Origin of the sequence: Dactylosporangium sp. CS-033363 (genome assembly GCF_050942475.1) — a bacterium.
In the GTDB taxonomy this organism is placed as follows: domain Bacteria; phylum Actinomycetota; class Actinomycetes; order Mycobacteriales; family Micromonosporaceae; genus Dactylosporangium.
Genome location: NZ_CP192032.1, coordinates 4,217,326 through 4,238,421, shown reverse-complemented (window position 1 = coordinate 4,238,421; position 21,096 = coordinate 4,217,326). Strand labels below are relative to the sequence as shown.

The 21,096-nt window shown below is 73.0% G+C and carries 17 protein-coding genes and 2 pseudogenes; 5 read left to right on the top strand and 14 right to left on the bottom strand.

Translation table 11 applies throughout. The features are described from left to right. Positions 1 to 82: 82 nt before the first annotated feature. The 7 genes and pseudogenes from ACQPZ4_RS19640 to ACQPZ4_RS19610 form a co-directional block, all read right to left on the bottom strand. Positions 83 to 1,153, bottom strand: a complete 1,071-nt coding sequence (locus ACQPZ4_RS19640) for a diguanylate cyclase domain-containing protein (protein ID WP_433062984.1) — start codon at positions 1,151 to 1,153, stop codon at positions 83 to 85. A 58-nt stretch (positions 1,154 to 1,211) separates the two neighbouring features. Then, positions 1,212 to 2,588: a glycoside hydrolase family 30 protein gene (locus ACQPZ4_RS19635; protein WP_433062982.1), complete on the bottom strand. Its 1,377-nt coding sequence runs from the start codon at positions 2,586 to 2,588 to the stop codon at positions 1,212 to 1,214. Between the two features lie 91 nt (positions 2,589 to 2,679). Continuing rightward, positions 2,680 to 3,075, bottom strand: a pseudogene (locus tag ACQPZ4_RS19630) (substrate-binding domain-containing protein); the annotation flags it as partial. Between the two features lie 43 nt (positions 3,076 to 3,118). Further along, a pseudogene (locus ACQPZ4_RS19625) lies at positions 3,119 to 3,721 on the bottom strand (LacI family DNA-binding transcriptional regulator); the annotation flags it as partial. A 5-nt stretch (positions 3,722 to 3,726) separates the two neighbouring features. After that, complete coding sequence (locus ACQPZ4_RS19620; protein WP_433062979.1) at positions 3,727 to 4,476, bottom strand: SDR family oxidoreductase; 750 nt, start codon at positions 4,474 to 4,476, stop codon at positions 3,727 to 3,729. After that, positions 4,473 to 5,471, bottom strand: a complete 999-nt coding sequence (locus ACQPZ4_RS19615; protein ID WP_433062977.1) for a zinc-dependent alcohol dehydrogenase — start codon at positions 5,469 to 5,471, stop codon at positions 4,473 to 4,475. Before ACQPZ4_RS19615 ends, ACQPZ4_RS19620 begins: the two co-directional genes overlap by 4 nt. Positions 5,472 to 5,488: 17 nt before the next feature. Beyond that, entirely contained in the window at positions 5,489 to 6,403 is a 915-nt protein-coding gene (locus tag ACQPZ4_RS19610) for an aldo/keto reductase (RefSeq protein WP_433062975.1), read from the bottom strand. 138 nt (positions 6,404 to 6,541) lie between these two features. On the opposite strand from ACQPZ4_RS19610, the gene ACQPZ4_RS19605 reads away from it, so the two are divergent. Beyond that, positions 6,542 to 7,225 carry a FadR/GntR family transcriptional regulator gene (locus tag ACQPZ4_RS19605; RefSeq protein WP_433062972.1) on the top strand — a complete coding sequence of 228 codons (684 nt, stop codon included), beginning with the start codon at positions 6,542 to 6,544 and terminating at the stop codon, positions 7,223 to 7,225. On the opposite strand, the gene ACQPZ4_RS19600 is transcribed toward ACQPZ4_RS19605, so the two are convergent. From ACQPZ4_RS19600 to ACQPZ4_RS19575, 6 genes are all read right to left on the bottom strand, one after another. Continuing rightward, positions 7,214 to 8,062 carry an amidohydrolase family protein gene (locus tag ACQPZ4_RS19600; protein WP_433062969.1) on the bottom strand — a complete coding sequence of 283 codons (849 nt, stop codon included), beginning with the start codon at positions 8,060 to 8,062 and terminating at the stop codon, positions 7,214 to 7,216. The two genes, ACQPZ4_RS19605 and ACQPZ4_RS19600, sit on opposite strands and share 12 nt — an antisense overlap. Further along, positions 8,059 to 8,952, bottom strand: coding sequence for a carbohydrate ABC transporter permease (locus ACQPZ4_RS19595; protein WP_433062966.1), 894 nt, complete (start codon positions 8,950 to 8,952; stop codon positions 8,059 to 8,061). The genes ACQPZ4_RS19600 and ACQPZ4_RS19595 overlap by 4 nt, the downstream gene beginning before the upstream one ends. Further along, positions 8,949 to 9,887, bottom strand: a complete 939-nt coding sequence (locus tag ACQPZ4_RS19590) for a carbohydrate ABC transporter permease (protein ID WP_433062963.1) — start codon at positions 9,885 to 9,887, stop codon at positions 8,949 to 8,951. The genes ACQPZ4_RS19595 and ACQPZ4_RS19590 overlap by 4 nt, the downstream gene beginning before the upstream one ends. A 2-nt stretch (positions 9,888 to 9,889) precedes the next feature. After that, complete coding sequence (locus tag ACQPZ4_RS19585; RefSeq protein WP_433062960.1) at positions 9,890 to 11,212, bottom strand: ABC transporter substrate-binding protein; 1,323 nt, start codon at positions 11,210 to 11,212, stop codon at positions 9,890 to 9,892. Between the two features lie 264 nt (positions 11,213 to 11,476). After that, positions 11,477 to 12,958, bottom strand: a complete 1,482-nt coding sequence (locus ACQPZ4_RS19580) for an alpha-N-arabinofuranosidase (protein ID WP_433062957.1) — start codon at positions 12,956 to 12,958, stop codon at positions 11,477 to 11,479. Further along, complete coding sequence (locus ACQPZ4_RS19575; RefSeq protein WP_433062955.1) at positions 12,955 to 15,156, bottom strand: glycoside hydrolase family 95 protein; 2,202 nt, start codon at positions 15,154 to 15,156, stop codon at positions 12,955 to 12,957. Before ACQPZ4_RS19575 ends, ACQPZ4_RS19580 begins: the two co-directional genes overlap by 4 nt. A gap of 182 nt (positions 15,157 to 15,338) precedes the next feature. Between ACQPZ4_RS19575 and ACQPZ4_RS19570 the strand changes: the two genes are divergently transcribed. Next, a complete protein-coding gene (locus tag ACQPZ4_RS19570; RefSeq protein WP_433062953.1) occupies positions 15,339 to 16,073 on the top strand; it encodes a FadR/GntR family transcriptional regulator in 735 nt (244 codons plus the stop codon). A 69-nt stretch (positions 16,074 to 16,142) separates the two neighbouring features. Beyond that, a complete protein-coding gene (locus ACQPZ4_RS19565; protein WP_433062950.1) occupies positions 16,143 to 17,399 on the top strand; it encodes a glycoside hydrolase family 27 protein in 1,257 nt (418 codons plus the stop codon). 50 nt (positions 17,400 to 17,449) lie between these two features. Here the strand turns inward: ACQPZ4_RS19565 and ACQPZ4_RS19560 are convergent, their stop codons facing one another. Further along, the gene (locus ACQPZ4_RS19560; RefSeq protein ID WP_433062947.1) at positions 17,450 to 18,778 is read right to left on the bottom strand and encodes an enolase C-terminal domain-like protein; all 1,329 of its coding nucleotides are present in this window, start codon (positions 18,776 to 18,778) and stop codon (positions 17,450 to 17,452) included. A gap of 470 nt (positions 18,779 to 19,248) precedes the next feature. On the opposite strand from ACQPZ4_RS19560, the gene ACQPZ4_RS19555 reads away from it, so the two are divergent. Next, positions 19,249 to 20,286, top strand: a complete 1,038-nt coding sequence (locus ACQPZ4_RS19555; RefSeq protein ID WP_433062945.1) for an ABC transporter permease — start codon at positions 19,249 to 19,251, stop codon at positions 20,284 to 20,286. Further along, positions 20,283 to 21,083: an ATP-binding cassette domain-containing protein gene (locus tag ACQPZ4_RS19550; RefSeq protein WP_433062942.1), complete on the top strand. Its 801-nt coding sequence runs from the start codon at positions 20,283 to 20,285 to the stop codon at positions 21,081 to 21,083. Before ACQPZ4_RS19555 ends, ACQPZ4_RS19550 begins: the two co-directional genes overlap by 4 nt. Positions 21,084 to 21,096 lie beyond the last annotated feature (13 nt).

The window sequence follows — 21,096 nt, the reverse complement described above, 5'->3', positions numbered from 1 at the left end:
CGAAGGACAAACGAGTATACAAAGACAAGCGCGGCCCGCCTTCGACTCGGTCCCTGGTGACCGGCCCGCCGCACGGGGCCGTTCAGCGCCGGGGTCGGCGGGTCGCCTTGTCCGCGTACATCGCCGCGTCGGCCCGGTGCAGGACCTCTTCCAGTGCGCCGCCGACCGCCGCGCCGATGCTCACCCCGATCGGCACCGCCGTGCCGTCGATGTCCGCCGGTGCCGCGAGGGCGGCGCGGACCCGGCCGGCGACGGCGTGTGCCGCGTCGAGGCCGGCGTCGTCGAGCAGGATCACGAACTCGTCGCCGCCGAGCCGGATCACCACGTCGGAGGCCTTGACGCAGCCCCGCAGCCGCTGCGCGACGATCCGCAGCAGCTCGTCGCCGGCGGCGTGGCCCATGGTGTCGTTGAGGTCCTTGAAGCCGTCGAGATCCAGGTTGAGCACGGCGACCGGCGGGGGCGGCCCGCCGCCCGCGGTACGGGCCGCGTGCTCCTGCAGCAGCGTGCGGTTGCCCAGGCCGGTCAGCGGGTCGTGCCGGCTCTGGTGGCGCAGCTCGGCCCGGGCGGCGTGCAGCTCGGCGAGGTACCGCGCCGCCGCCCGCGACCGCATCCCGTCCAGCAGCGCGATGACGAGCCCGAGCCCGACCCCGGCCAGCAGGTTGTCCACCGGCATCGGCCGGTCGTACAGGCGCGGGGTGAACGCGAACAGCGCCGCGTAGGACGCCGAGACGCCGGCCCACGTGAGCATGGTGCCCAGCAGCTGCAGGCGCACCGCCGCGACGAGGATCGGCATGAGCATGAGCGGCCACGTCGCCGCCTGGGGCAGCGCCGACATGAACGCGGTCAGCGCGACCATCGCGACCGTGTCCAGCACCACCTGCACGATGCCGCAGCGGCGGTACCGCCGGTCGTCCTGCCCCGACCGCAGCGCCCCGAACGCGAATGCATTGGCCGCGACGAGCGCCACGAGCGCGGCCACCACGAACTCGCGGCGCGGGTGCAGCAGCACCGGCGCGCCCGGCGGCTTGCTGAACCCGATCATCGCCACCGCGACGAAGCCGATCGCGCGGATGACGATCCCGGTACGCTCGGTCGTACGCCGCCGCCGCTGCTCGGCCGGGTCGCCGGCCTCGGTGCGGGCGTGCGTGCTCATCGCCTTACCATCGGCCGGGCGGCGCCGACCCTATGGGTTCTGCGGTACCGCCTGGGGGTCAAGGGGTCGCGTCGGGCGGGACGACCAGGGTGTTGAACGAGTCGGCGGGCAGGACCGCTGAGATCGTCCGGTCGCCGAGCAGGTACCGGACGGGCAGGTCCTCGCCGAGGTCGTTCTGTGCCACGATGACGGTGCTGCCGTCCGGGTTGGCGAAGACGAGCTGGTTGTCGTAGCCGGCCAGGCTCCAGGTGTCGAGGACCCGGGCGCCGGGGCGGACGTGCGCGGCAATATGTTTGAGGACCTGGTAGTCGTGCGTGAACCGGTGGGCACGGGTGTGCGGGTCGACGACGACCAGGGAGTTCTGGGTCCAGCCCCACCGGCTGCGGCCGCCGTCGGGCAGGCTGATGTTCCAGTACATGTAGGCGTTGGCGCCGTTGCGCAGGAAGTGGCGCATCAGGGTCCAGGTGTAGCGGGCGTACCGCCAGTCGTTACGCCCGTCGCCGCATTCCTGTTCGGTCTGGTAGATCCGCAGCCGCGGGTACAGGCGGTGCAGCACGGCGACGGCCTTCTTGCCCTCCCACTGCACGCCGAGCCCGGTGACGTGGGCGGCGAGCGCGGGATCGGCGAGGACGTCGCCGAGGAGCCGGTCGTCGCCGCGTTCGAGGGTGCCGAGGAAGATCTCGACGCCGCGGCCGCGCATCTCGGGTCCGAGGTGCGCGAGGAACCGGGCGAGCCCGTCCGGGGTCCAGGTGCAGCTGGGGAACACCTGCGCGGAGTTGAACTCGTTCTGCGGCATCACCATCTCGATCGGGATGCCCAGCTGCCGGTACGCGTCGATGAACCGGCCGAAGTAGGCGGCGTAGGCGCGCAGATGGGCGTCGTCGATCCGGAACATGTCGGTGCCCTCGGCGCCGGCCTGCTCGGGCCGCAGGCCGTTGTCGACGTCGTGGCTCGCCGGACCCGGCATCGCGGCGGCGTAGTGGCCGTTCGTCTTCATCCAGGTCGGCGGGCTCCACGGCGATGCCCACAGGCGCAGGCCGGGTTGCCGGTCCCGGGCCGCGCGGATGAACGGGACCAGGGTGTCGAGATCGTTGCCGATGTCGAAGTGGTCCAGGCCGAGGTCGCCGGGGGTTTCGTCGTAGGAGTACCAGTCGCGGGCGAAGTCGTTCGCGCCGACCGGCATCCGGCACAGCGACAGGCCGGCGCCGACGCCGGGCGCGAAGAGCTCGCGCAGTACCGCGTCCCGGTCGGCGTCGTCGAGCAGCGCCAGGGAGGTCCAGCCGAGCTCGTTGAAACAGGCGCCGAACCCCTCGATCGTCTGCTGCGCGCCGGCCTTGACCATGACGTCCGGTACGCCGGTGACGCCGCTGACGTGCAGCCCGTCGCGGGCCTGCCAGGCGGCGTCCTTCGTGGTGACGATCCAGGTGGCGTCCATACGCTCGTGCCCTCCACCTCGTACCGTTCCGTCCACGATCTCACAGCGGGCTCGCCGCGGCCGGAGGCGCGCAATCGGCCGGGCCGGCATTTCACGACGGGCGTGCGGCACCGGCGGTCGTGCCGGGATCTGCGGCACGACCGGTGCTGTTGCGCAACACCAGCGCCGGTGCGATCAGGGCGTCCGGGGCCGGCCGGCCGGGGCTGCCGGGCTGGTCCGGCTCCAGCATCCGCAACAGTGCGGCCACACAGCGGCGGCCGATCTCGTCGAAGTCCTGCCGTATCGTCGTCAGCGGCGGCCACAGAAACGCCGCCTCGGGGATGTCGTCGAAACCGACCACGCTGACATCGTCGGGGACCCGCACGCCGTGCTCGTGGAACGCCCGCATGACGCCCAGGGCGGTCTGGTCGTTGGCGGCGAAGACCGCGCTCGCTTCTCCGCGGGACACCGGCCCGGCCAGCCGGACGCCGGCGCCCCGCCTGTTCGAGCGTCGCGCGCCAGCCGTCCAGCCGCCGGCGGGCCTCGGGCCAGTCCGGCGGGCCGCCGACGTGCCACACCGTGCGGTGGCCGAGGCCGAGCAGGTGGCGGACGGCCAGCGCCGAGCCGGCGGCGTGGTCCACGCCGATCGCGGGGACGCCCTCGCCCGGTTCGGCCGGCGCCGACGCGGTGACCATGGCCGCGGGACGGCCGGTCGCCGGGACGGGGATCGCGGCCAGCGGGGCGAGGAGCACGACCCCGGCCACCGACTGGTCGGCGAGGGCGTCGAGGGCGGCCCGGACGTCGTCGCGGGCCGGCCGTTCGAGCGAGGCGATGCTGACGCCGTAGCCGGCCCCGCGCGCGGCCCGCTCGATGCCGTGCAGGGTGGCGGCCGGTCCGTACAGGATGGTGCCGAGACTGACCACCCCGATCACCCGCGATCGCCGGCCGGCCAGGCCGCGGGCCATGGCGTTGGGGCGGTAGCCGAGTTTCCGCACGGCCTCCAGCACCCGTGCCCGCGTCGGCTCGCTGACCCTCGGGTGGTCGTTGAGGACGCGGGACACGGTCTGGTTGGACACGCAGGCCAGCCGGGCGACGTCCTTGAGCACCGGGCCCGTGGCGACGCCGCGCCGGGCCTGCCGCGGCGATGCGCTCATCGGACTCAGCGTGCCAGCCAGCCGCCGTCGACCGGCAGGATGCAGCCGTGGATGTACGCGGCGGCGTCGGAGGCGAGGAAGACCGCCGCACCCCCGAGGTCCTCGGGGCGGCCCCAGCGCCCGGCCGGGATGCGGTCCAGGATCGCCTTGCTGCGCTCCGGCTGGTCCTGCAGCGCCTGCGTGTTGTCGGTGGCGATGTAGCCCGGCGCGATCGCGTTGACGTTCACGCCGCGGCCGGCCCACTCGTTGGCCAGAGCGCGGGTGAGCCCGGCGATGCCCGACTTGGCGGCGGCGTAGCCGGGCACGGTGATGCCGCCCTGGAAGCTCAGCATCGAAGCGGTGAAGATGATGCGGCCGCGGCCGCGCTGCAGCATGCCGCGGCCGACCTCACGGGCGAGGACGAACTGGGCCGACAGGTCGACCTCGAGCACGTGGTCCCAGTCCTCGTCGGTGTGCTCGGCCGCGGGGGCCCGGCGGATGGTGCCGGCGTTGTTGACGAGAATGTCGACCGGGCCGAGCGATGCGGCGAAGGCGGACACGGCGGCCCGGTCGGCCAGGTCGACGCGGTGCGGGGTGAACGTGCGGCCGTGGGCCTCGACGCGGCCGGCCGCCGTGCTGCCGTGCTGTTCGAGGCTGGCGCTCACGCCGATGATGTCGGCTCCGGCCGCGGCGAGCGCGTCCGCCATCGCCAGGCCGATGCCGCGCCGGCAGCCGGTGACGACGGCCGTGCGGCCGGTGAGGTCGAAGAGGGTCATGACGCGCCTCCGCAGTCGACGAGCACCTTGACGACGCCACCGGCCTCGAGGGCGTCGAACGCGGTGGCGGCCTCCTGCAGCGGCACCACCCGCGAGATGAGCCGGTCGGCCGGGACCTCGCCCGCCGCGACGAGCCGGGCGGCCTCCTCGAAGTCGCCGCGGTCGTAGACCCGCACGCCGATGAGCTCCAGCTCGCGCCAGAACACCCGGTGCAGGTCGACCTCGCGCGGCTTGGCGTGGATGGCGACCACCACCAGGCGTCCCCGCACCGCGAGCACGTCGGTGGCCGTGCGAACGCCGCCGGGCGAGCCGGACACCTCGAAGGCGACGTCGGCGTCCGACCATTCGAGGTCCCGCAGGGGGTCGGCGGTGGCGAATCCGAGGTCCTGGGCTACGGCCCGGCGGTGCGGGTCGATCTCGACCACCAGCACCTCGGCGCCGACCGCCCGGGACACGCAGCCGATGAGCAGGCCGACGGGCCCCGCGCCGACGATCACGGCCCGCTCGCCCGCGCGCAGGCGGGAGCGGCGCACGTCGTGCACGGCGACGGCGGTGGGTTCGATGAGCGCGGCCCGGTCCAGCGCCAGGCCGTCCGGCAGCCGGACCAGGAGTTCGGCGGGTACGGTCCAGGAGCTCTGCATGGCGCCGGGCGCGTCGATGCCGACGAAGACCAGGCGGTGACAGATGTGGCGGTGCCCGGCGAGGCAGGCCGGGCACTCGCCGCACCAGGACAGCGGCATGACGGTGACCGCGTCGCCGGCCGACCATCCGGTCACGCCGGCGCCGAGCGCGCCGATCCGGCCCGACATCTCGTGACCGATCGGCTGCGGCGGGTGCACCCGGTGATCCATCGCGCCGTGGGCGATGTGCAGATCCGTGCCGCAGATGCCGGTGTAGGCGACGTCGATGCGGACCTGGCCCGGGCCGGGCGGCTCGGGCTCGGCGGCGGCGAGGGCGAACTGGCCGCCGCCCAGGTAGTTGACCGTGCTGGTCATCCGGAGTCTCCTCGTGTTCAGGCGTTCTCGGGCCGGCCGCTGGGCCACGCGTGGCCGAGCACCGGGCCGAGGACGCGTTCGATGTCGGCGAGCAGGTCGGGGTCGATGTCCTCCACGGCCCAGCGCACGTTGCGGGCCATGTCGAGCGGGTCGGCCGTGCCGACGAAGGTGGTGGCGAACTCGGCCGGGGCGCAGGCGAACCGGACGGCCACGCGGGCGATGTCGACGCCTCGGGCCGCGCACAGCTCGGCCGCCCGGGCCGCGGCCGCGCGCACGGCGGCCGGAGCCGGGTGCCAGGCGGGCGCGCCGCGCTCGCAGAGCAGGCCCATGCCCAGCGGGGAGGCGTTCATGACGGCGGCGCCGGCGGCCGTGAACGCCGGTACGGCGGCGAGCAGTGCCCGGTCCAGCAGTGTGTAGCGGCAGTAGGACAGCACCGTGTCGACGGGCGTGGCGGCGGCGACGCGGGCCAGGGCACCCAGCGGGTAGCCGGTGATGCCGACGAAGCGGGCGTGGCCGCGCAGCGCCGGGAGCGTCTCGGTGACGATCCGGTCGAGGTCGCCGAACTCGATGTCGTGGCATTGGATGAGGTCGAGGTGGTCGGTGCCGAGGCGGGCCAGGCTCTCCTGGACGCTCGCGACGACCCGGGCCGCGGAGAAGTCGAAGTCGTCGCGGCCGTAGCGGCCGCACTTGGTCGCCAGCACGTACGAGGACCGGTCGACGCCGCGCAGGGCCCGGCCGAGGACGGACTCCGCGGCGGTGTTGCCGTAGTACGGCGACACGTCGATGATGTTGACGCCGAGGTCGAGCGCGGTGCGCACCGCGCGGATGCCGAGTGCCTCGTCGATGGGCTCGAACACCCCGCCGAGCGAGGAGGCGCCGTAGCCGAGCATCGAGACCCGCAGGCCCGTGCCGCCGAGCGTGCGATACTCCATCAAACCTCCAAACATCTGATGACTTTATAGTCGAAGCGCCTTCGGGGTGCCAGTGTGCGCCGCCTGGAGCGCCATTCATCTGATGACCCGTTCTGTACGGGCCGGAAGATAAGATGTCTGCCGACGAGGGGAAGCGACGTGGCACTGACCGACCAGGCCATCACCTGGCTGCGCGCCTCGATTCAGGCGGGCAAGCTCCCGCCCGGGTCCCGGCTGCCGACCGAGGCGCAGCTGTCAGCGGAGATGGGCATTTCGCGCAGCGGCGTCCGCGAGGCGGTCAAGGTGCTCGAGGCCGCCCGCGTGCTGGACGTGCGCCGCGGCGACGGCACCTACGTGACCAGCCTCGCGCCGCGGCTGCTGCTGGAGGGCGTCGGCCTCGCCGTCGAACTGCTGCGCGACGACACCCTGCTGGAGGTCATGGAGGTGCGCCGGATGCTCGAGCCGGTCGCCACCGGCGTCGCCGCGCAGCGCATGTCCGACGCCGAACTCGACGAGCTGGGCAACATCCTCGAGGACATGCGGGCCGCCCAGGACGACGCCGAGCGGCTCATCGGCTACGACGCCGCGTTTCACCGCACGGTCATCGCGGCCACCGGCAACGAGACCCTCACCTCGCTGCTCGACGGGCTGTCCGGGCAGACGCTGCGGGCCCGGGTGTGGCGCGGGCTCATCGAGGGCAACTCCGCCCACGTCACCCTGAGCGAGCACGAGGCCATCTACAAGGCGCTGCGGGCCCGGGACCCGCAACTCGCCCAGGCCAGCGCGCTCATGCACGTCAACACCTCCGAGTCGTGGCTGCGTGCGGTGCTGTCACAGGCGTAGCCCGTAGACGCGCCGCGCGGTACCGCCGAAGATCGCCGCTCTTGACGCCGCCGGCAGCTCCGGCAGCGCGGCCTCGAGCGTGCTCCGCACGGTCCTGTAGTCCGTCACCAGCAGGCACACCGGCCAGTCCGAGCCGAACATGAGCCGATCCGGGCCGAAGCGGTCCACGGCATGCCCGACGAAGGGCCGCAGCGCCGCGGCGCTCCAGCCCGGCCCGGCCTCCGTCACCAGTCCGGAGAGCTTCGCGGTCGCATTCGGCCGGTCGGCGAAGGCCGCGAGCGCGTCCCGCCATCGAGCCAGGCCGACGGCTCCCCGATCGATGCGCGGCTTGCCGAGGTGGTCGAGCACCAGGCGGACGCCGGGCACGGCGGCGGCCGCGCGGGCCGCGGCCGGCAGCTGGTCGACCCGGATCACCAGGTCGAACGCCAGGCCGGCGGCGCCGAGCACCGCCAGCCCGCGCCGGACGTCCGGGCGGTCGAGGTAGTCCGGATCCGCCTCGCCCTGCACCTGCGAGCGCACGCCGACGAGCAGCTCCCCGCCCCGCTCGCGGCGGTATCCGGCGACGGTGCGCTCGAGGCCGGGATCGGTGACGTCGGCCCAGGCGACCACGCCGGCGATCTGCGGCGTGTCGGCCGCGTAGCCCAGAAACTCGGCCGCCTCGGCGGGGTGGCACCGGCCGCCCTCGACCAGCACGGTCCGGTCCACGCCCGCGGCGGCGAGCTCGGCCACCAGGTCGGCCGGGACGAACGGGCGGCGGATCGCCGCCAGCGCCGGCTCGTCCAGCCATCGGTAGCCGCGCTCGGGCCGCCACAGGTGATGGTGCGCGTCGACGATCACCGGAACGACCCCGCGCTCATCCCCTTGCGGATCACGCGCGACAGCGCCGCGTAGAACACCAGCACCGGGGCGACCGAGATCAGCAGGCCCGCGTACAGCAGCCGGTAGTCGGTGATGTACACACCCTGATAGGCGATGATCGCCGCCGGCAGCGTCTGCTTGCTCGGGTCGGTGAGCAGCACGTAGGAGAACAGCAGCTCGCTCCAGATGCCGATCGCGTTGACGATCGCGACCCCGGCGATCGGCCCGCGCAGCACCGGCAGCACCACCCGCGCGAAGATGGTCGCCTCACCCGCGCCGTCGACCCGGGCCGCCTCGATGAGCTCACGCGGGAACGCGCGGAACGACGCCCGCAGCAGCAGCACGCTGAAGGGCATCCAGAACGCGGAGTACACGAGGATGATGCCGGCGTAGGTGTTGCGCAGGCCGGCGTCGTCGAGCATCTCGAAGACCGGGATGAGCGTCGCCTGCACCGGCACCGCGAGCAGCAGCAGGATCGCCTGGGTCGCCCACCGCTCACCGGGGAAGGAGAAGCTGCCCAGGGCGTAGCCGGCGAACGCGGCGACCACCGTCACCACGAGCGTCGTGCCGAGGGTGACGATGACGCTGTTGAGGAAGTTCTGGGCCAGGGCCGTGCCGGCGGGTGCCCCGTGCCACGCGTCGGCGAGGTTGCTGAAGTGCGGCGGCCAGGGCAGCCCGGTCGGGTCGGACAGGATGCCGGCGCTGTCCTTGAGCGCGTTGGCCACGAGCAGCAGCAGCGGCAGGGCCGTCGCGGCGGAGCACAGCACCAGCCCGGCGACGCCGGCCAGGCGCGCGGCCCGCGAGCCGGCCCGGGCGTCGGCGGCCGCGGCGCCGCGCCGGCGGCGGGCGTTGGCGTCCAGAGCGGTCACGACTGGGCGTCCTTTCCCAGCAGGCGGCGGTAGAACACGAAGCTGATCGCCAGCATGATGACGGTCATGGCGACGGCGACGGCCGAGCCGTAGCCGTAGCGGCCCTCGGTGAACGCCTTCTGCACCAGGTACGTGCCCAGTACGTCGGTGGCGTGGCCGGGGCCGCCCTGCGTCAGCGCGAAGACGATGTCGAACGCCTTGAGCAGGCCGATGAACTGCACGATGGTCAGCGTGCCGAGGGTGCCGCGGATGTACGGCACGACGATCGACACCAGCCGCCGCAGCGCTCCGGCGCCGTCGAGCGAGGCCGCGTCGTGCAGCTCGGCCGGCACGTCCTCCATCGCGCCGAGAATGAGCAGCATGGTGAAGCCGCTGGCCTGCCACACGGCGACGAAGACGACGACCCACGGCGCGACCCGGAAGTCGCCCAGCCAGTCCGGCGGCACGTCGACGCCGATCCAGCCCAGCGCCTGGTTGACGGGCCCGCCCACGTCCAGCAGCAGCGCCCACAGCAGCGCCGAGATGGTCGTGGGCATGATGACCGGCACGAAGAGCAGGAACCGGTAGGAGCGCCAGCCGGGCAGGCGCCGCTCGATGCCGTAGGCCCACAGCAGGCCGATGAGCATCGAGCCGGCGGTGCCGGCGACGGCGAGGATCAGGCTGGTGCCGACGACCTTGCGAAACAGCGTGTCGGTGAGCAGTTCCCGGTAGTTGTCCAGGCCCACCCAGGTGGCCGCGCCGATGCCGTTCCAGTCGTAAACGCTGAAGCGGAAGCTCTGGATGGTCGGGTACACCAGGAAGACCGCCATCAGCGCGATGGCGGGCAGCCCGAACATGGTGGCGAACAGCAGCGGCCGCCGGCGGGCACCCCCGCGCCGCCGCGGGCCCCGGGGCGGGGTCGCGGCGACGCTGGGGCGTTGGTCAGAAAGGATCATGTTCAGCGCTTCTTGGCCTTGAGCTTCTCAAGCTCCCCGCAGAACGCGTCGACGGTCAGCGTGCCGGCGAGCACGGCCTGCAGGTTGGTGCGATCGTAGGTGATCATGTCGGTCGGTGCCGGGTCGTCCCAGCCGAACTGCGAGCGGTCCTTCTGGTTGGCGAACGTGACCATCGAGCCGCCGATCGGTCCGAGCGCCTCGACCAGGCCGGGCACGTCGGTGCGGGCCGGGACGGCCTGGCCGATCTTCGCCGACTCCAGCGCCGCCTCGGGCGAGACGAGGTACTTCATGAACTCCAGGGCCTGCTTGTGCCCCGCCGCGATGGCCGGGATCACGACGCCGCCGCCGGCGTAGACGGACATCTTCGCCGGCAGCGGCCCGATCGGCGGCAGCAGGCACCAGTCGAGGTCCTCCAGCGGGGTGCCGGCCTTGACGACCAGGGGCTGCCACACGTTCATGCCGGTGGAGAAGCCGACCTTCTTCTGGCCGAAGAGGGTGTTGCCCTGGTCGGTGGAGCGGCCGAGGAACCCGCGGGAGAAGTACCCCTTGGTGTTCCATTCGACCAGCTTCTCGATCGGCGCCCGCCACTCCTTGGAGGTGTAGTCGATCGTCAGCGGCGAGTTGATCTGGTCGGGCTGCATGACCGACGACAGCAGGCCGTCCTGCAGGTGCGAGAGCGGGTAGCCGTCCTTGCCGCCGACGCTGATCGGCTCGATGCCGGCCGCCTTGAGCTTGTCGCAGGCGGCGTTCCACTCCGCCTCCGACTCCCAGACGTGGTCCTTGGGCGGGGTGACGCCGGCCACCTGGAGCACCGACTTGCGGTAGAACAGGCAGCCGTACCGGCTGGTGTTGGTCGGCGCGCCGTAGACCTTGCCGTCGCCGGTGAACTCCAGATACTTCTTCTTCACCAGGTCGGGCACGTTGGCGTTGAGCCCGGAACTCTCCCAGAAGGCGGTGAGGTCCAGCAGCTTGCCGCCCTTGGCCAGGTCGGTGAAGCGCCCGCCGTCGATGAAGAAGCCGGCGATGTTCGGCGCGTCGGACGCGGTCGCGATGCGCGGGAAGTTCTCGGAGTAGGTCGACGAGTCGGTCTGGCGCACCTCGACCTTGACCTTGTTCGACGCGTTCCACTTCTCGGCGATCGGCTTGGCGGTCGGGTCGTCGGCGTTGGTCAGCAGGACCAGCTTGTCGACGTCCTGCTCGCCCGCGCCGGCGGCCGGTTTGTCCTCGCCCGGTGAGCCACAGGCGGCCAGCAGGACGGTGCCGGCCGCGACGCCGGCGCCGCCGGCCAGGAAGCGGCGCCGGCCAACGACAGTCGTGAGAGCCATCAGGTGCCTTTCTTGACGATCTCAGCAGGGTGCCCGCGCCGATTCTGCCGATCATGGCGCGACACCGCGTGCATGCGACGGGAAATACGAGGGGGGTGACACCGTCACGCAGTGTGTGAGCGTTCACATCGGCGAATCCGGGGTGTTGAATTCATCCGACGACTGCACCGAACGTTAGATCTTTGCCTTCGGCCTGTCAACGTTCATCAGGTATCTGTTCCGTGACGGTCGCACAGGCCCTTCGATTCATCGAATGACTAACCGTTATGACCGATTTCTGGCAAGCCGAATGACGTTCCACGATACGGGCGGCAGGACCAGGTCCGGGCCGACCGGGACCGCTCGCGGCGCGACCCGGTCCGGCGCATCCGCGCTGTTCGTCGCGCCAGGCAGGGCATCGTCCAGGGTCGTGTGACCGGTCACGCGATGGCCCGCGAAGGCGGCGTGGTCGAGCCGCAGCCGCAACGGCCGGGCCCGGTCGCGGTTGACCGCGAACACCGCGACCTCGCCCGCGTCCCGGTCGTGCGTGGCCACGGCGTCCAGCACCGGCACCCGGCCGTAGCGGGCCGTGTCGTAGTCCGGGCTGTCCATCGCCACCCGCAGGACCTCGCCCCGGGCCAGCCGGGCGGTCAGCGCGAAGGGATGGAAGATGCTCTGCCGCCAGGCCGGCCCGCCCGGCTCGGCGCGGATCGGGGCGATCGCGTTGACCAGCTGCGCCTGGCAGGCCGCGGCGACCCGGTCGGCATGGCGCAGCAACGAGATCAGCAGGTTGCCCACCACGACCGCGTCGGCCGCGGTGTAGGCGTCCTCGCTGATCGGCGGCGCCTCGGTCCAGTCCGCCGGCAGCCACTGCGGCAGGCGGCTCTGGTACCACACGTTCCACTCGTCGAACGAAATCGTGAGCCGTTTGCGGCTGCGCAGCCGCGCCCCCACGGCGTCCGCGGTGGCCGTCACCGCCTCGATCATGCGGTCCATGTCCACCGCGGAGGCCAGGAAGCCGCCGGGGTCGTCCGGGTCGGCCTCGTAGTAGGCGTGCGCGGAGACGTGGTCGACCTGCTCGTAGGCGAGCTCCAGCACGGTGGATTCCCAGGCGCCGAACGTCGGCATCGCGGCGTGCGAGCTGCCGCAGGCCACGAGCTCGAGGCCCGGGTCGAGGAAGCGCATGGCGCGGGCCGTCTCGGCGGCCAGCCGGCCGTACTCGGCGGCGGTCTTGTGCCCGGTCTGCCAGGGCCCGTCCATCTCGTTGCCCAGGCACCACAGGCGGATGTCGTAGGGCTCCCCGCCCCGCGCGTCCGACAGGCGGGTGCCGCCCGGGTGGTTGGCGTACTCCAGCAGGTCGAGCGCCTCCTGGACGCCACGCGTGCCGAGGTTGACGGCGAGCATCGTCTCCACGCCGGCGCGAGCCGCCCAGCGCTGAAACTCGCCGAGTCCGACCCGGTTCGACTCGATACTTCGCCACGCCCCGTCGAGCCGGCGCGGGCGGTCCTCGAGCGGGCCGACACCGTCCTCCCAGCGGTACCCGGAGACGAAGTTTCCGCCCGGGTAGCGCACCACCGTCACGCCCAGCTCGCGGACCAGCTCGAGCACGTCGCCGCGGAAACCGTCGGCGTCGGCGGTGGGGTGGCCGGGCTCGAAGATGCCGCCGTACACGCAGCGGCCGAGGTGCTCCACGAAGGAGCCGAACAGCCGCGGGCGCACCGGCCCGACGGTGTAGCGCGGGTGGATCGCGAGCGTGGCCTCGTTCATGCGGGGACTCCCGGCCGGTCGGTCGTGAACGTGAGCGGCCGGGCGACCCCGGCCGTCAGCCGCACCGCGGCCGGGCCGGCGACGCCGGGCGGAAGGACCAGCCGCACGTCCCGGTCGGCGCTGCTGCGAAGCGTCGCGGCCGTGAGCCGGCCGGAGCGCCAGGCGAGGTCGACCTCGACGCCGCCGCGGGCGCGCAGGCCGCGCACCGAGCCGTCCGGCCAGGCGGGCGGGAGCGCCGGCAGCAGCCGCAGCCGGTCGCGGTGGCTCTGCAGCAGCATCTCGGCGATGCCGGCGGTGGCGCCGAAGTTGCCGTCGATCTGGAAGATGCGCGGGGGGTGCAGGTCGAAGAGGTTGGGGGCCGTGTAGGAGGCCAGCAGCTCCCGCAGGCTCGCCTCGGCGGCGGCGCCGTCGCCGAGGCGGGCCCAGAGGCAGATCGCCCACGCCCGGCTCCAGCCGGTGCTGCCCCCGCCGGCCTCGAGGCGGCCGCGCAGCGCGGCGCGGGCCGCGTCGGCCAGCTCAGGGTCGTCGGTGGCGTCGATCTGGTCGCCGGGGTACAGCCCGTACAGGTGCGACACGTGCCGGTGGCCGGGCTCGAACTCCGGGAACGGCCCGGACCATTCGGCGAGGCGCCCGTCGGGCCCGACCGCCGGGCGCGGCACCAGGGGTAGCGCGGCGTCGATGCGGGAAGCAAGCTCGTCGCCGGCGAAGGGCCGGGCCGCGCCGAGCACCTCGCGGACCAGCCACCGGTCCATGGTCGCCGTGACGTCGAGGGCGACCTGCCGGCCCCGCTCGTCTACGAAGGTGTTCTCCGGCGACGTCGACGGGGCCATGACCAGCCGGCCCTCGTGCTCGACGAGGAAGTCCAGGACGAAGCGGGCCGCGCCGAGCAGCAGCGGCGCGAACCGGCCGGCGTCCTCGCCGGCGAACTCGGCGTGCTCGACCAGGTGCCGGCACAGCCACGGGCCGCCCATGGGCCACATCGCGTACATCGGATCGCCCTCGCCCTCCCCCACCGGCCAGCTGGTCCGCCAGATGTCGACGTTGTGGTGGGCCGTCCAGCCCTCGCAGCCGTAGAGGTCGCGGGCGGTCCGCGCACCGCTCTGCGCCAGCTCGCCGATCATGGTCAGCAGCGGCTCGTGGCACTCGGCGAGGTTGGTCGTCAGGGCCGGCCAGTAGTTCATCTGGACGTTGATGTTCGTGGTGAGGTTGCTGCTCCAGGACGGCTGGACGTCCTCGTTCCACACGCCCTGCAGGTTGGCCGGCTGCGTGCCGGGCCGCGACGAGGCGATGAGCAGGTACCGGCCGTAATCGAAGTAGAGCGCGGCCAGCGCCGGGTCCTCGGGCCGCAGCCGATCCGTCGGTACCGCGGCATCCGCGCCCAGATCGAGCCGCACCCGGTCGAACAGCGCGGCGTGGTCGGCCAGATGCGCGGCGAGCAGTTCCTCGAAGCCGGGCGCGGCATCGAGGGTGGCCACGACGGCCGCGCTCAACGCGGCGGCGTCCTCGTCCGGCGGGGTGTCCCAGCCGCGGAACGCCGTCGCCGCGGCGACCAGCACCACGACCTCGCCCGGGCCCGCATCCACGACGCGGGCGCCGTAGGCGAAGCGCATGCCGCCCCCGTAGCGCACCGGATCGGTCCGCCCGGCGTGCGGCGGCGACACGTGTTCCGGGGCCCGGCCGGTGCACAGCAGGGTGCCGTCACCGGCCGTGCGCACCACGGCGTCCGGGTGCGGGGAGCGCACGGCGACCTCGACCGGCCGCTCGGTGCGCACCCGGACGGCGAGCACGTCGTGCGGGGCCGAGCAGAACGCCTCGATCCGCACGCCGTCGCCGGTGACGGCGCTGACCGCCCGGGCCAGGTCCAGCTCGCGGCGGTAGCCGGGGCCCGGCTCGGCGCCGATGTGCAGCAGCAGGTCACCGAGCGGCTCGAACGATTCGCTGTTGGGTCCCTGCAGCGCGATCGACGCCTCGCCGGCGGCGACCCGGTCGCCGGTGCCGAGCAGGTGCCGGCGGACCTCGGCGAGGGCCCGCGGGCCGTCGCCGACACCGGCCGAGCGCGGCCCGCCGGACCACAGGGTGTCGGCGTTGAGCGCGATGCGCTCGGTCCCGACGTCGCCGAAGACCATCGCGCCGAGCCGGCCGTTGCCCAGCGGGAGGGCTTCCATCCAGGTGCGGGCGGGTGTGGTGTACCAGAGCATGAGCGTCCTCGATCGCCTTGAAGGGGGAGAACCAGTGAGGGCCCAGTCATCCAACCATTGAGGATCACTCCGCGCTACCTCTGGTCGCTGAGCAGCATTCTTGACAGTAGACCGGCGGCAACCCTAGCCTCGGCACCGTCCAGTCATCGAATGAATCAACCCGACGGCAAAGGCGGTGCGCAATGGCGCTCAGTGACGACGCGGTCGGCGCGATCAAGGCGATGATCCTCGACGGGCGGCTGCGGCCGGGCGATCGGCTGCCGGTGGAGAAGGACCTCGCCACCACGCTCGGGCTCTCCCGCGGCACGCTGCGCGAGGCGGTGCGGGCCCTGACGCTCATCGGCGTGCTCGACACGCGCCAGGGCGACGGCACCTACGTGACCAGCCTCGAGCCGCACATGCTGCTCGCGTCGCTGTCGTTCACCATGGACCTGCATCAGGGCAGCGCCGAGCTGTACCTGCTGGAGACCCGGCGGGCGCTGGAGTCGCACGCCACGGCCCAGGCGGCGGTCCGCCTGCACGAGTCCGCGCTCACCGACCTGCAGGACATCCTCGACCGGGCGGAGCTGCTGCTCGACGCCGACCCGCTCGACCACGACGCGCTGCTCGAGCACGACCGGGCATTCCACCGCACGATCGTGCAAGCGGCAGGCAATCCGGTGCTGTCCTCGTTCATCGAATCCCTGTCGGGGCAGACGATGCGCGCCCGGCTGTGGCGCGAGCTCGCCGACGACGGCGCCGCCCGGCGCACGCTCGGCGAGCACCGGGCGATCCTGGCCGCGCTCGCGGCCCGGGACCCGGAGCTCGCCCGCGTCCGCGCCGCGGTGCACGTGGCCGGGGTCGAGGACTTCGTGCGCGAGCAACTGCGCGCCGGGCGCGCACCGCTGGCCGGGCAGGCCGACCACCAACCCGTATAACCCGGCTCCGGACGGCCGGGCGTTCCGGCGCGGCCGTCGTGTGACCGGTCACACGAACAGGAGATCCGCTTGAACGCCCCCACCCCGCCGATGGGCTGGAACAGCTGGGACTGCTACGGCACGACGGTCACCGAGGCGGAGGTGCTCGCCAACGCCGAATTCATGGCGGCCCACCTGCTGCCGCACGGCTGGGACACCGTCGTGGTCGACATCCAGTGGTACGAGCCCACCGCCCGCGCCGGCGGCTACAACGACCACGCGCCGCTGCACCTCGACCCGCACGGCCGGCCGCTGCCGGTCGAGGCGCGCTTCCCCTCCGCCGCCGGCGGGCTCGGCTTCGGCCCGCTCGCCGAGCGCGTGCACGCCCTCGGCCTGCGCTTCGGCGTGCACATCATGCGCGGCATCCCCCGCCTGGCCGCCGAGCGGTCGCTGCCGGTGCTGGGCACGTCGTACACCGCCGCGGACGTCGCCGACCGCGGCTCCACCTGCGACTGGAACACCGACAACTTCGGGCTGGACCACGACCACCCGGGCGCGGCGGCCTACTACGCGTCGCTGCTGGCGCTGTTCGCCGAGTGGGGCGTGGACTTCGTCAAGGTCGACGACATGCTCGGCCCGTACCACGACCGCGAGATCGCGGCGTTCTCCGCCGCCGTGCGCGGCTGCGGCCGGGACATGGTGCTGAGCCTCTCGCCCGGCCGGGCGCTGTCCCTGGAGCACGCGCCGCACCTGGCCGCCCACGCCGACATGTGGCGGATCTCCGACGACCTGTGGGACCGCTGGGCGGACGTCTACGACCAGTTCGAGCGCTGCGCGCGCTGGGCCGGCTGCGCCGGGCCGGGGACGTGGCCGGACGCCGACATGCTGCCGCTGGGCCGGATCGGCATCCGGGCCGAGCGGGGCGTCGACCGCGACTCGCTGCTCACCTGGGACGAGCAGCGCACGCTCATGACCCTGTGGTGCATCGCCCGTTCGCCGCTCATCTTCGGCGGCGACCTGCCGCGCAGCGACCCGCGCACGCTCGAGCTGCTCACCAACGACGCCGTCCTGGAGGTGCTCAAGCGGGGCCGGGACGCACGCCAGGTGCTGCGCGAGCACGACCTCGTCGTCTGGACGGCCGAGGCCCCGGACGGCGGCCGCTATGTGGCGGCGTTCGCGGTCGGGGAGGAGCCGATCGCGGCCGACCTGCCGCTGTCGTCGGTCGGCGTCCGGCCCGGCGCAGCCGTCACGGACCTGTGGACCGGGCTCGATCTCGGACGGCCGGAGTGCGCCATCGCCCTGAAGCTGCCGGTCCACGGCAGCGTCCTGCTGCGGCTGGAACCGTAGCCGAACACCACAACGGCGGCATCGGGTACGAGCCGATGCCGCCGTTCCCGTCATGCCGTGGCCGCGACCTGCTCGGCGGCCGCCGGGCCCGCCCACTCCGGCCCGTCGGGATAGCGGAACGCAGCGACCGAGGCGGGCCGCAGCTGGCCGCTCATGCCCGGCGCGGTCGGAGCCAGATAGCGGCCGTGGTGGATGCGGACCGGGTCGACGAAGTGCTCGTGCAGGTGATCGACGTACTCGATGGCCCGCTCGGCGGTGCTGCCGCTGACCGCGACGTAGTCGAACATCGCCAGGTGCTGCACGAGCTCGCACAGCCCGACGCCGCCCGCATGCGGGCACACCGGCACCCCGAACTTGGCCGCCAGCAACAGGATCGCGATGTTCTCGTTCACGCCGCCGACCCGACACGCGTCGATCTGCACGACGTCGACGGCCCCCTGCTGCAGCAGCTGCTTGAACATCACCGCGTTGTGCACGTGCTCGCCGGTGGCCACCCGGATCGGCGCGACCGCGCGGCGCACCGCGGCGTGGCCGAGGATGTCGTCGGGCGACGTCGGCTCCTCGATCCAGTACGGGTCGAACTCACGCAACCGGTCCATCCACGCGATCGCCTGCCCGACCCCCCAGATCTGGTTGGCGTCGACCGCCACCCGCACGTCCGGGCCGACCGCCCGCCGGGCGATGCCCAGCCGGCGCACGTCATCCTCGAGGCTCGCGCCGACCTTGAGCTTGATGAGGTGGTAGCCGTCCCCGACCGCCTCCCGGCACAGCCGGTCGAGCTTCTCGTCGTCATAGCCGAGCCAGCCCGGCGTGGTGGTGTAGGCCGGGTAGCCCTCCTCGGCGAGCCGGGCGGCCCGCCCGGTGCGGCCGGGCAGCGCGCCACGCAGGAGCTCGAGCGCCTCGGGTTCCGTGAGCGCGTCGCGCAGGTAGCGGAAGTCGACCTGCGCGACGAGCTGCTCCGGCGTCATCTCCGACAGCAGCTGCCACAGCGGCTTGCCGGCCCGGCGGGCGGCGAGGTCCCACACGGCGTTGACGATGCCGCCGGCGGCCATGTGCACGACCCCCTTCTCCGGGCCGAGCCACCGCAACTGGCTGTCGCCGACCAGCCGGCGCGACAGTGCGCCGGGGTCGGCGATCAGCTCGTCGACCGGCCGGCCGACGACCAGCGCGGCGAGCGCCCGGACGCCGGCGACCTGCACCTCGGTGCCGCGCCCGACGGTGAACACGAGGCCGTAGCCCTCGGCGCCGGCACTCGTGCGCAGCACCACGTAGGCGGCCGAGTAGTCCGGGAACGGGTTCATGGCATCGGAGCCGTCGCGCTCGCGCGATGTCGGGAACCGGACGTCGAAGGTTTCCACGGATGTGATCAGCTCTGTCACCGTCGGTGCTCCAAGGAGGGGTTCGTCGAACGGCGTCCAGACCGGGCGCCGGCAAAGATGTCGCGTCGAACATCTGATGTATTTGTACTCGGTGGACCCTGACGCGTCCAGTCCCGGTGACGTATCGCAGCTCTACCAGCAGATCTGCTTCAGCGGTGCCGGTGTCGGCGGGCTAGATGTCCGATGAATGGCCCTCGACGGCCGCTCGGTCGGCCCGCCGACGTCAGGACGTGCCACGATCTGCGCCATCGGCTCCGTCCGCCGATCAATGTCGCGCAGCCTCGATCATTCATCTGATGTATCGCGCTCGCGAGCGGTCAGAGCACGCAGCTTCTGTCCGCAATTAGCCGCATTCGTTCGCGCATTCCTTTGACGAATCTTGACGCCAACGCCCGGCGCGGGTATCAAGACATCTCATCACTTCCGTGCAACTTCTGTCACCGGCATCCGCCGCGACGAAGGAGAAGCCGATGGCGCTCAGCACCACCGAACCGGACCTCACCGCCGCCGAGCCCCCGCCCCGCCGCGGCGGCGCCGGCCCCACGATGGCCCTCCGGCTGATCCGCACCGGGCCGCTGCTCATGCTCATCGCGATCCTCGCGGCGGCCGCGACCCTCTCCCCCGTCTTCCTCACCACCCGCAACCTGGGCAACGTGCTGGCCCAGAGCGCGGTGATCGCGGTGCTGGCGATCGGGCAGCTGCTCGTCATCGTCACCCGCGGCATCGACCTGTCGGTCGGCTCGACGGTGGCGCTCGCCGCCGTCGTCGGAGCGCTGGTGTTCGAGGCGGCGCCGTCGGCCACCGTCGTGGTGCTCGCGATGCTCGGCACCGGCCTGGCCGTCGGCGCGGTCAACGGCGCCGCGCTGGTCTGGGGGCGGCTGCCGCACCCGTTCATCGTCACGCTCGCCACCCTCAGCGTCGCCCACGGCCTGGCGCTGTGGCTCTCCGGCGGGCAGCCGCACCGGGGCATGCCGGAGATCATCCAGCTCGTCGGCGGCGAATCGATCGGCTGGCTGCCGTACTCGACGCTGCTCGTCGCGGCGGTCGCCCTCCTCGTGCTGCTGCTCACGACCCGGCTGGTATGGGGACGCTGGATCTACGCGGTCGGCGGCAACCCCGACGCCGCCCGCCGCGCCGCGATACCCGTGAACGGGGTGCTCGTGTCGGTGTACGTCATGAGCGGTCTCGCGGCCGGCGTCGCCGCGTGCATCACTGCCGGGCGCCTCAACGCCGGCTCGCCGACCTTCGGCGAACTGGCCGAGCTCGACTCCATCGCCGCGGTCGTCATCGGCGGCGCCAGCTTCCTCGGCGGCCGCGGCAGCGTCGTCAACGCCCTGGTCGGAGCCCTCATGATCGGCGTGATCCGCAACGCGATGAACCTGCTCGACGTCGACGCCTTCATCCAGCCGATCGTCATCGGCGCGGTCATCCTGCTCGCGGTCGAGCTCGACGTGATCCGCGGCTCGCTGGAGCGGCGGTTCCAGGTGCGCCGGGCGGTGCACCAATGAGCGCGCCGCACCGCACCGCCGCTGACACCCGGGCTCCGGCCCTGCGCATCACCGCCGCCGTCAAGCGCTTCGGCGCCGTCGTGGCCCTGGACGGCGTCGACCTCGCGGTGGCCCACGGCGAGGTCCTCGCCCTGCTCGGCGACAACGGCGCCGGCAAGTCGACGCTCATCAAGTGCATCAGTGGCGTGCACCGCCTGGACAGCGGCGCCGTCGAGATCGACGGCGCACCGGTCGAGCTCGGCTCGCCGGCCGCGGCGCGCGCCGCCGGGATCGAGACCGTCTACCAGGACCTGGCCCTGTTCGACAATCTCGACCCGGCCGCGAACTTCTACGCCGGCCGCGAGGACGCCGGGCCCGCATGGCTGCCGCGCGGGCTGCGCCTGGTCCGCCGGCGGTCCATGGCCGCGGCGACGGCCGAGGTGCTCGCCCGGCTCCAGGTGGCCCTGCCGGACCAGCACGCCGGCGTGGGGCTGCTGTCCGGCGGCCAGCGGCAGGCCATCGCCGTGGCCCGGGCGGCCGCGTTCGCCGCCGGGATCGTGATCCTCGACGAGCCGACCGCGGCGCTCGGGCTGCGCGAGTCGCGCCGCGTGCTCGACCTGATCCTGCGCCTGCGCGACGAGGACCGTGCGGTGATCGTCGTGTCGCACGCCATGGACCACGTCATGGAGATCGCCGACCGCGCCGTCGTCCTGCGCCGCGGGCGCAAGGTCGGCGAGGCCGTGCCGACGCCGGACAACCAGCAGCACATCGTCTCCCTGATCGTCGGCGGGACCCCGCCCGCCGGCGCCACCACCTGACCGGAGGGACCCA

What these genes read in the sequence shown, in the direction of transcription:
- ACQPZ4_RS19640 (WP_433062984.1), bottom strand. Translation starts at nt 1,153, where the DNA reads ATGAGCACGCACGCCCGCACCGAGGCCGGCGACCCGGCCGAGCAGCGG.
- ACQPZ4_RS19635 (WP_433062982.1), bottom strand. Translation starts at nt 2,588, where the DNA reads ATGGACGCCACCTGGATCGTCACCACGAAGGACGCCGCCTGGCAGGCC.
- ACQPZ4_RS19620 (WP_433062979.1), bottom strand. Translation starts at nt 4,476, where the DNA reads ATGACCCTCTTCGACCTCACCGGCCGCACGGCCGTCGTCACCGGCTGC.
- ACQPZ4_RS19615 (WP_433062977.1), bottom strand. Translation starts at nt 5,471, where the DNA reads ATGACCAGCACGGTCAACTACCTGGGCGGCGGCCAGTTCGCCCTCGCC.
- ACQPZ4_RS19610 (WP_433062975.1), bottom strand. Translation starts at nt 6,403, where the DNA reads ATGGAGTATCGCACGCTCGGCGGCACGGGCCTGCGGGTCTCGATGCTC.
- ACQPZ4_RS19590 (WP_433062963.1), bottom strand. Translation starts at nt 9,887, where the DNA reads ATGATCCTTTCTGACCAACGCCCCAGCGTCGCCGCGACCCCGCCCCGG.
- ACQPZ4_RS19585 (WP_433062960.1), bottom strand. Translation starts at nt 11,212, where the DNA reads ATGGCTCTCACGACTGTCGTTGGCCGGCGCCGCTTCCTGGCCGGCGGC.
- ACQPZ4_RS19580 (WP_433062957.1), bottom strand. Translation starts at nt 12,958, where the DNA reads ATGAACGAGGCCACGCTCGCGATCCACCCGCGCTACACCGTCGGGCCG.
- ACQPZ4_RS19575 (WP_433062955.1), bottom strand. Translation starts at nt 15,156, where the DNA reads ATGCTCTGGTACACCACACCCGCCCGCACCTGGATGGAAGCCCTCCCG.
- ACQPZ4_RS19570 (WP_433062953.1), top strand. Translation starts at nt 15,339, where the DNA reads ATGGCGCTCAGTGACGACGCGGTCGGCGCGATCAAGGCGATGATCCTC.
- ACQPZ4_RS19555 (WP_433062945.1), top strand. Translation starts at nt 19,249, where the DNA reads ATGGCGCTCAGCACCACCGAACCGGACCTCACCGCCGCCGAGCCCCCG.
- ACQPZ4_RS19550 (WP_433062942.1), top strand. Translation starts at nt 20,283, where the DNA reads ATGAGCGCGCCGCACCGCACCGCCGCTGACACCCGGGCTCCGGCCCTG.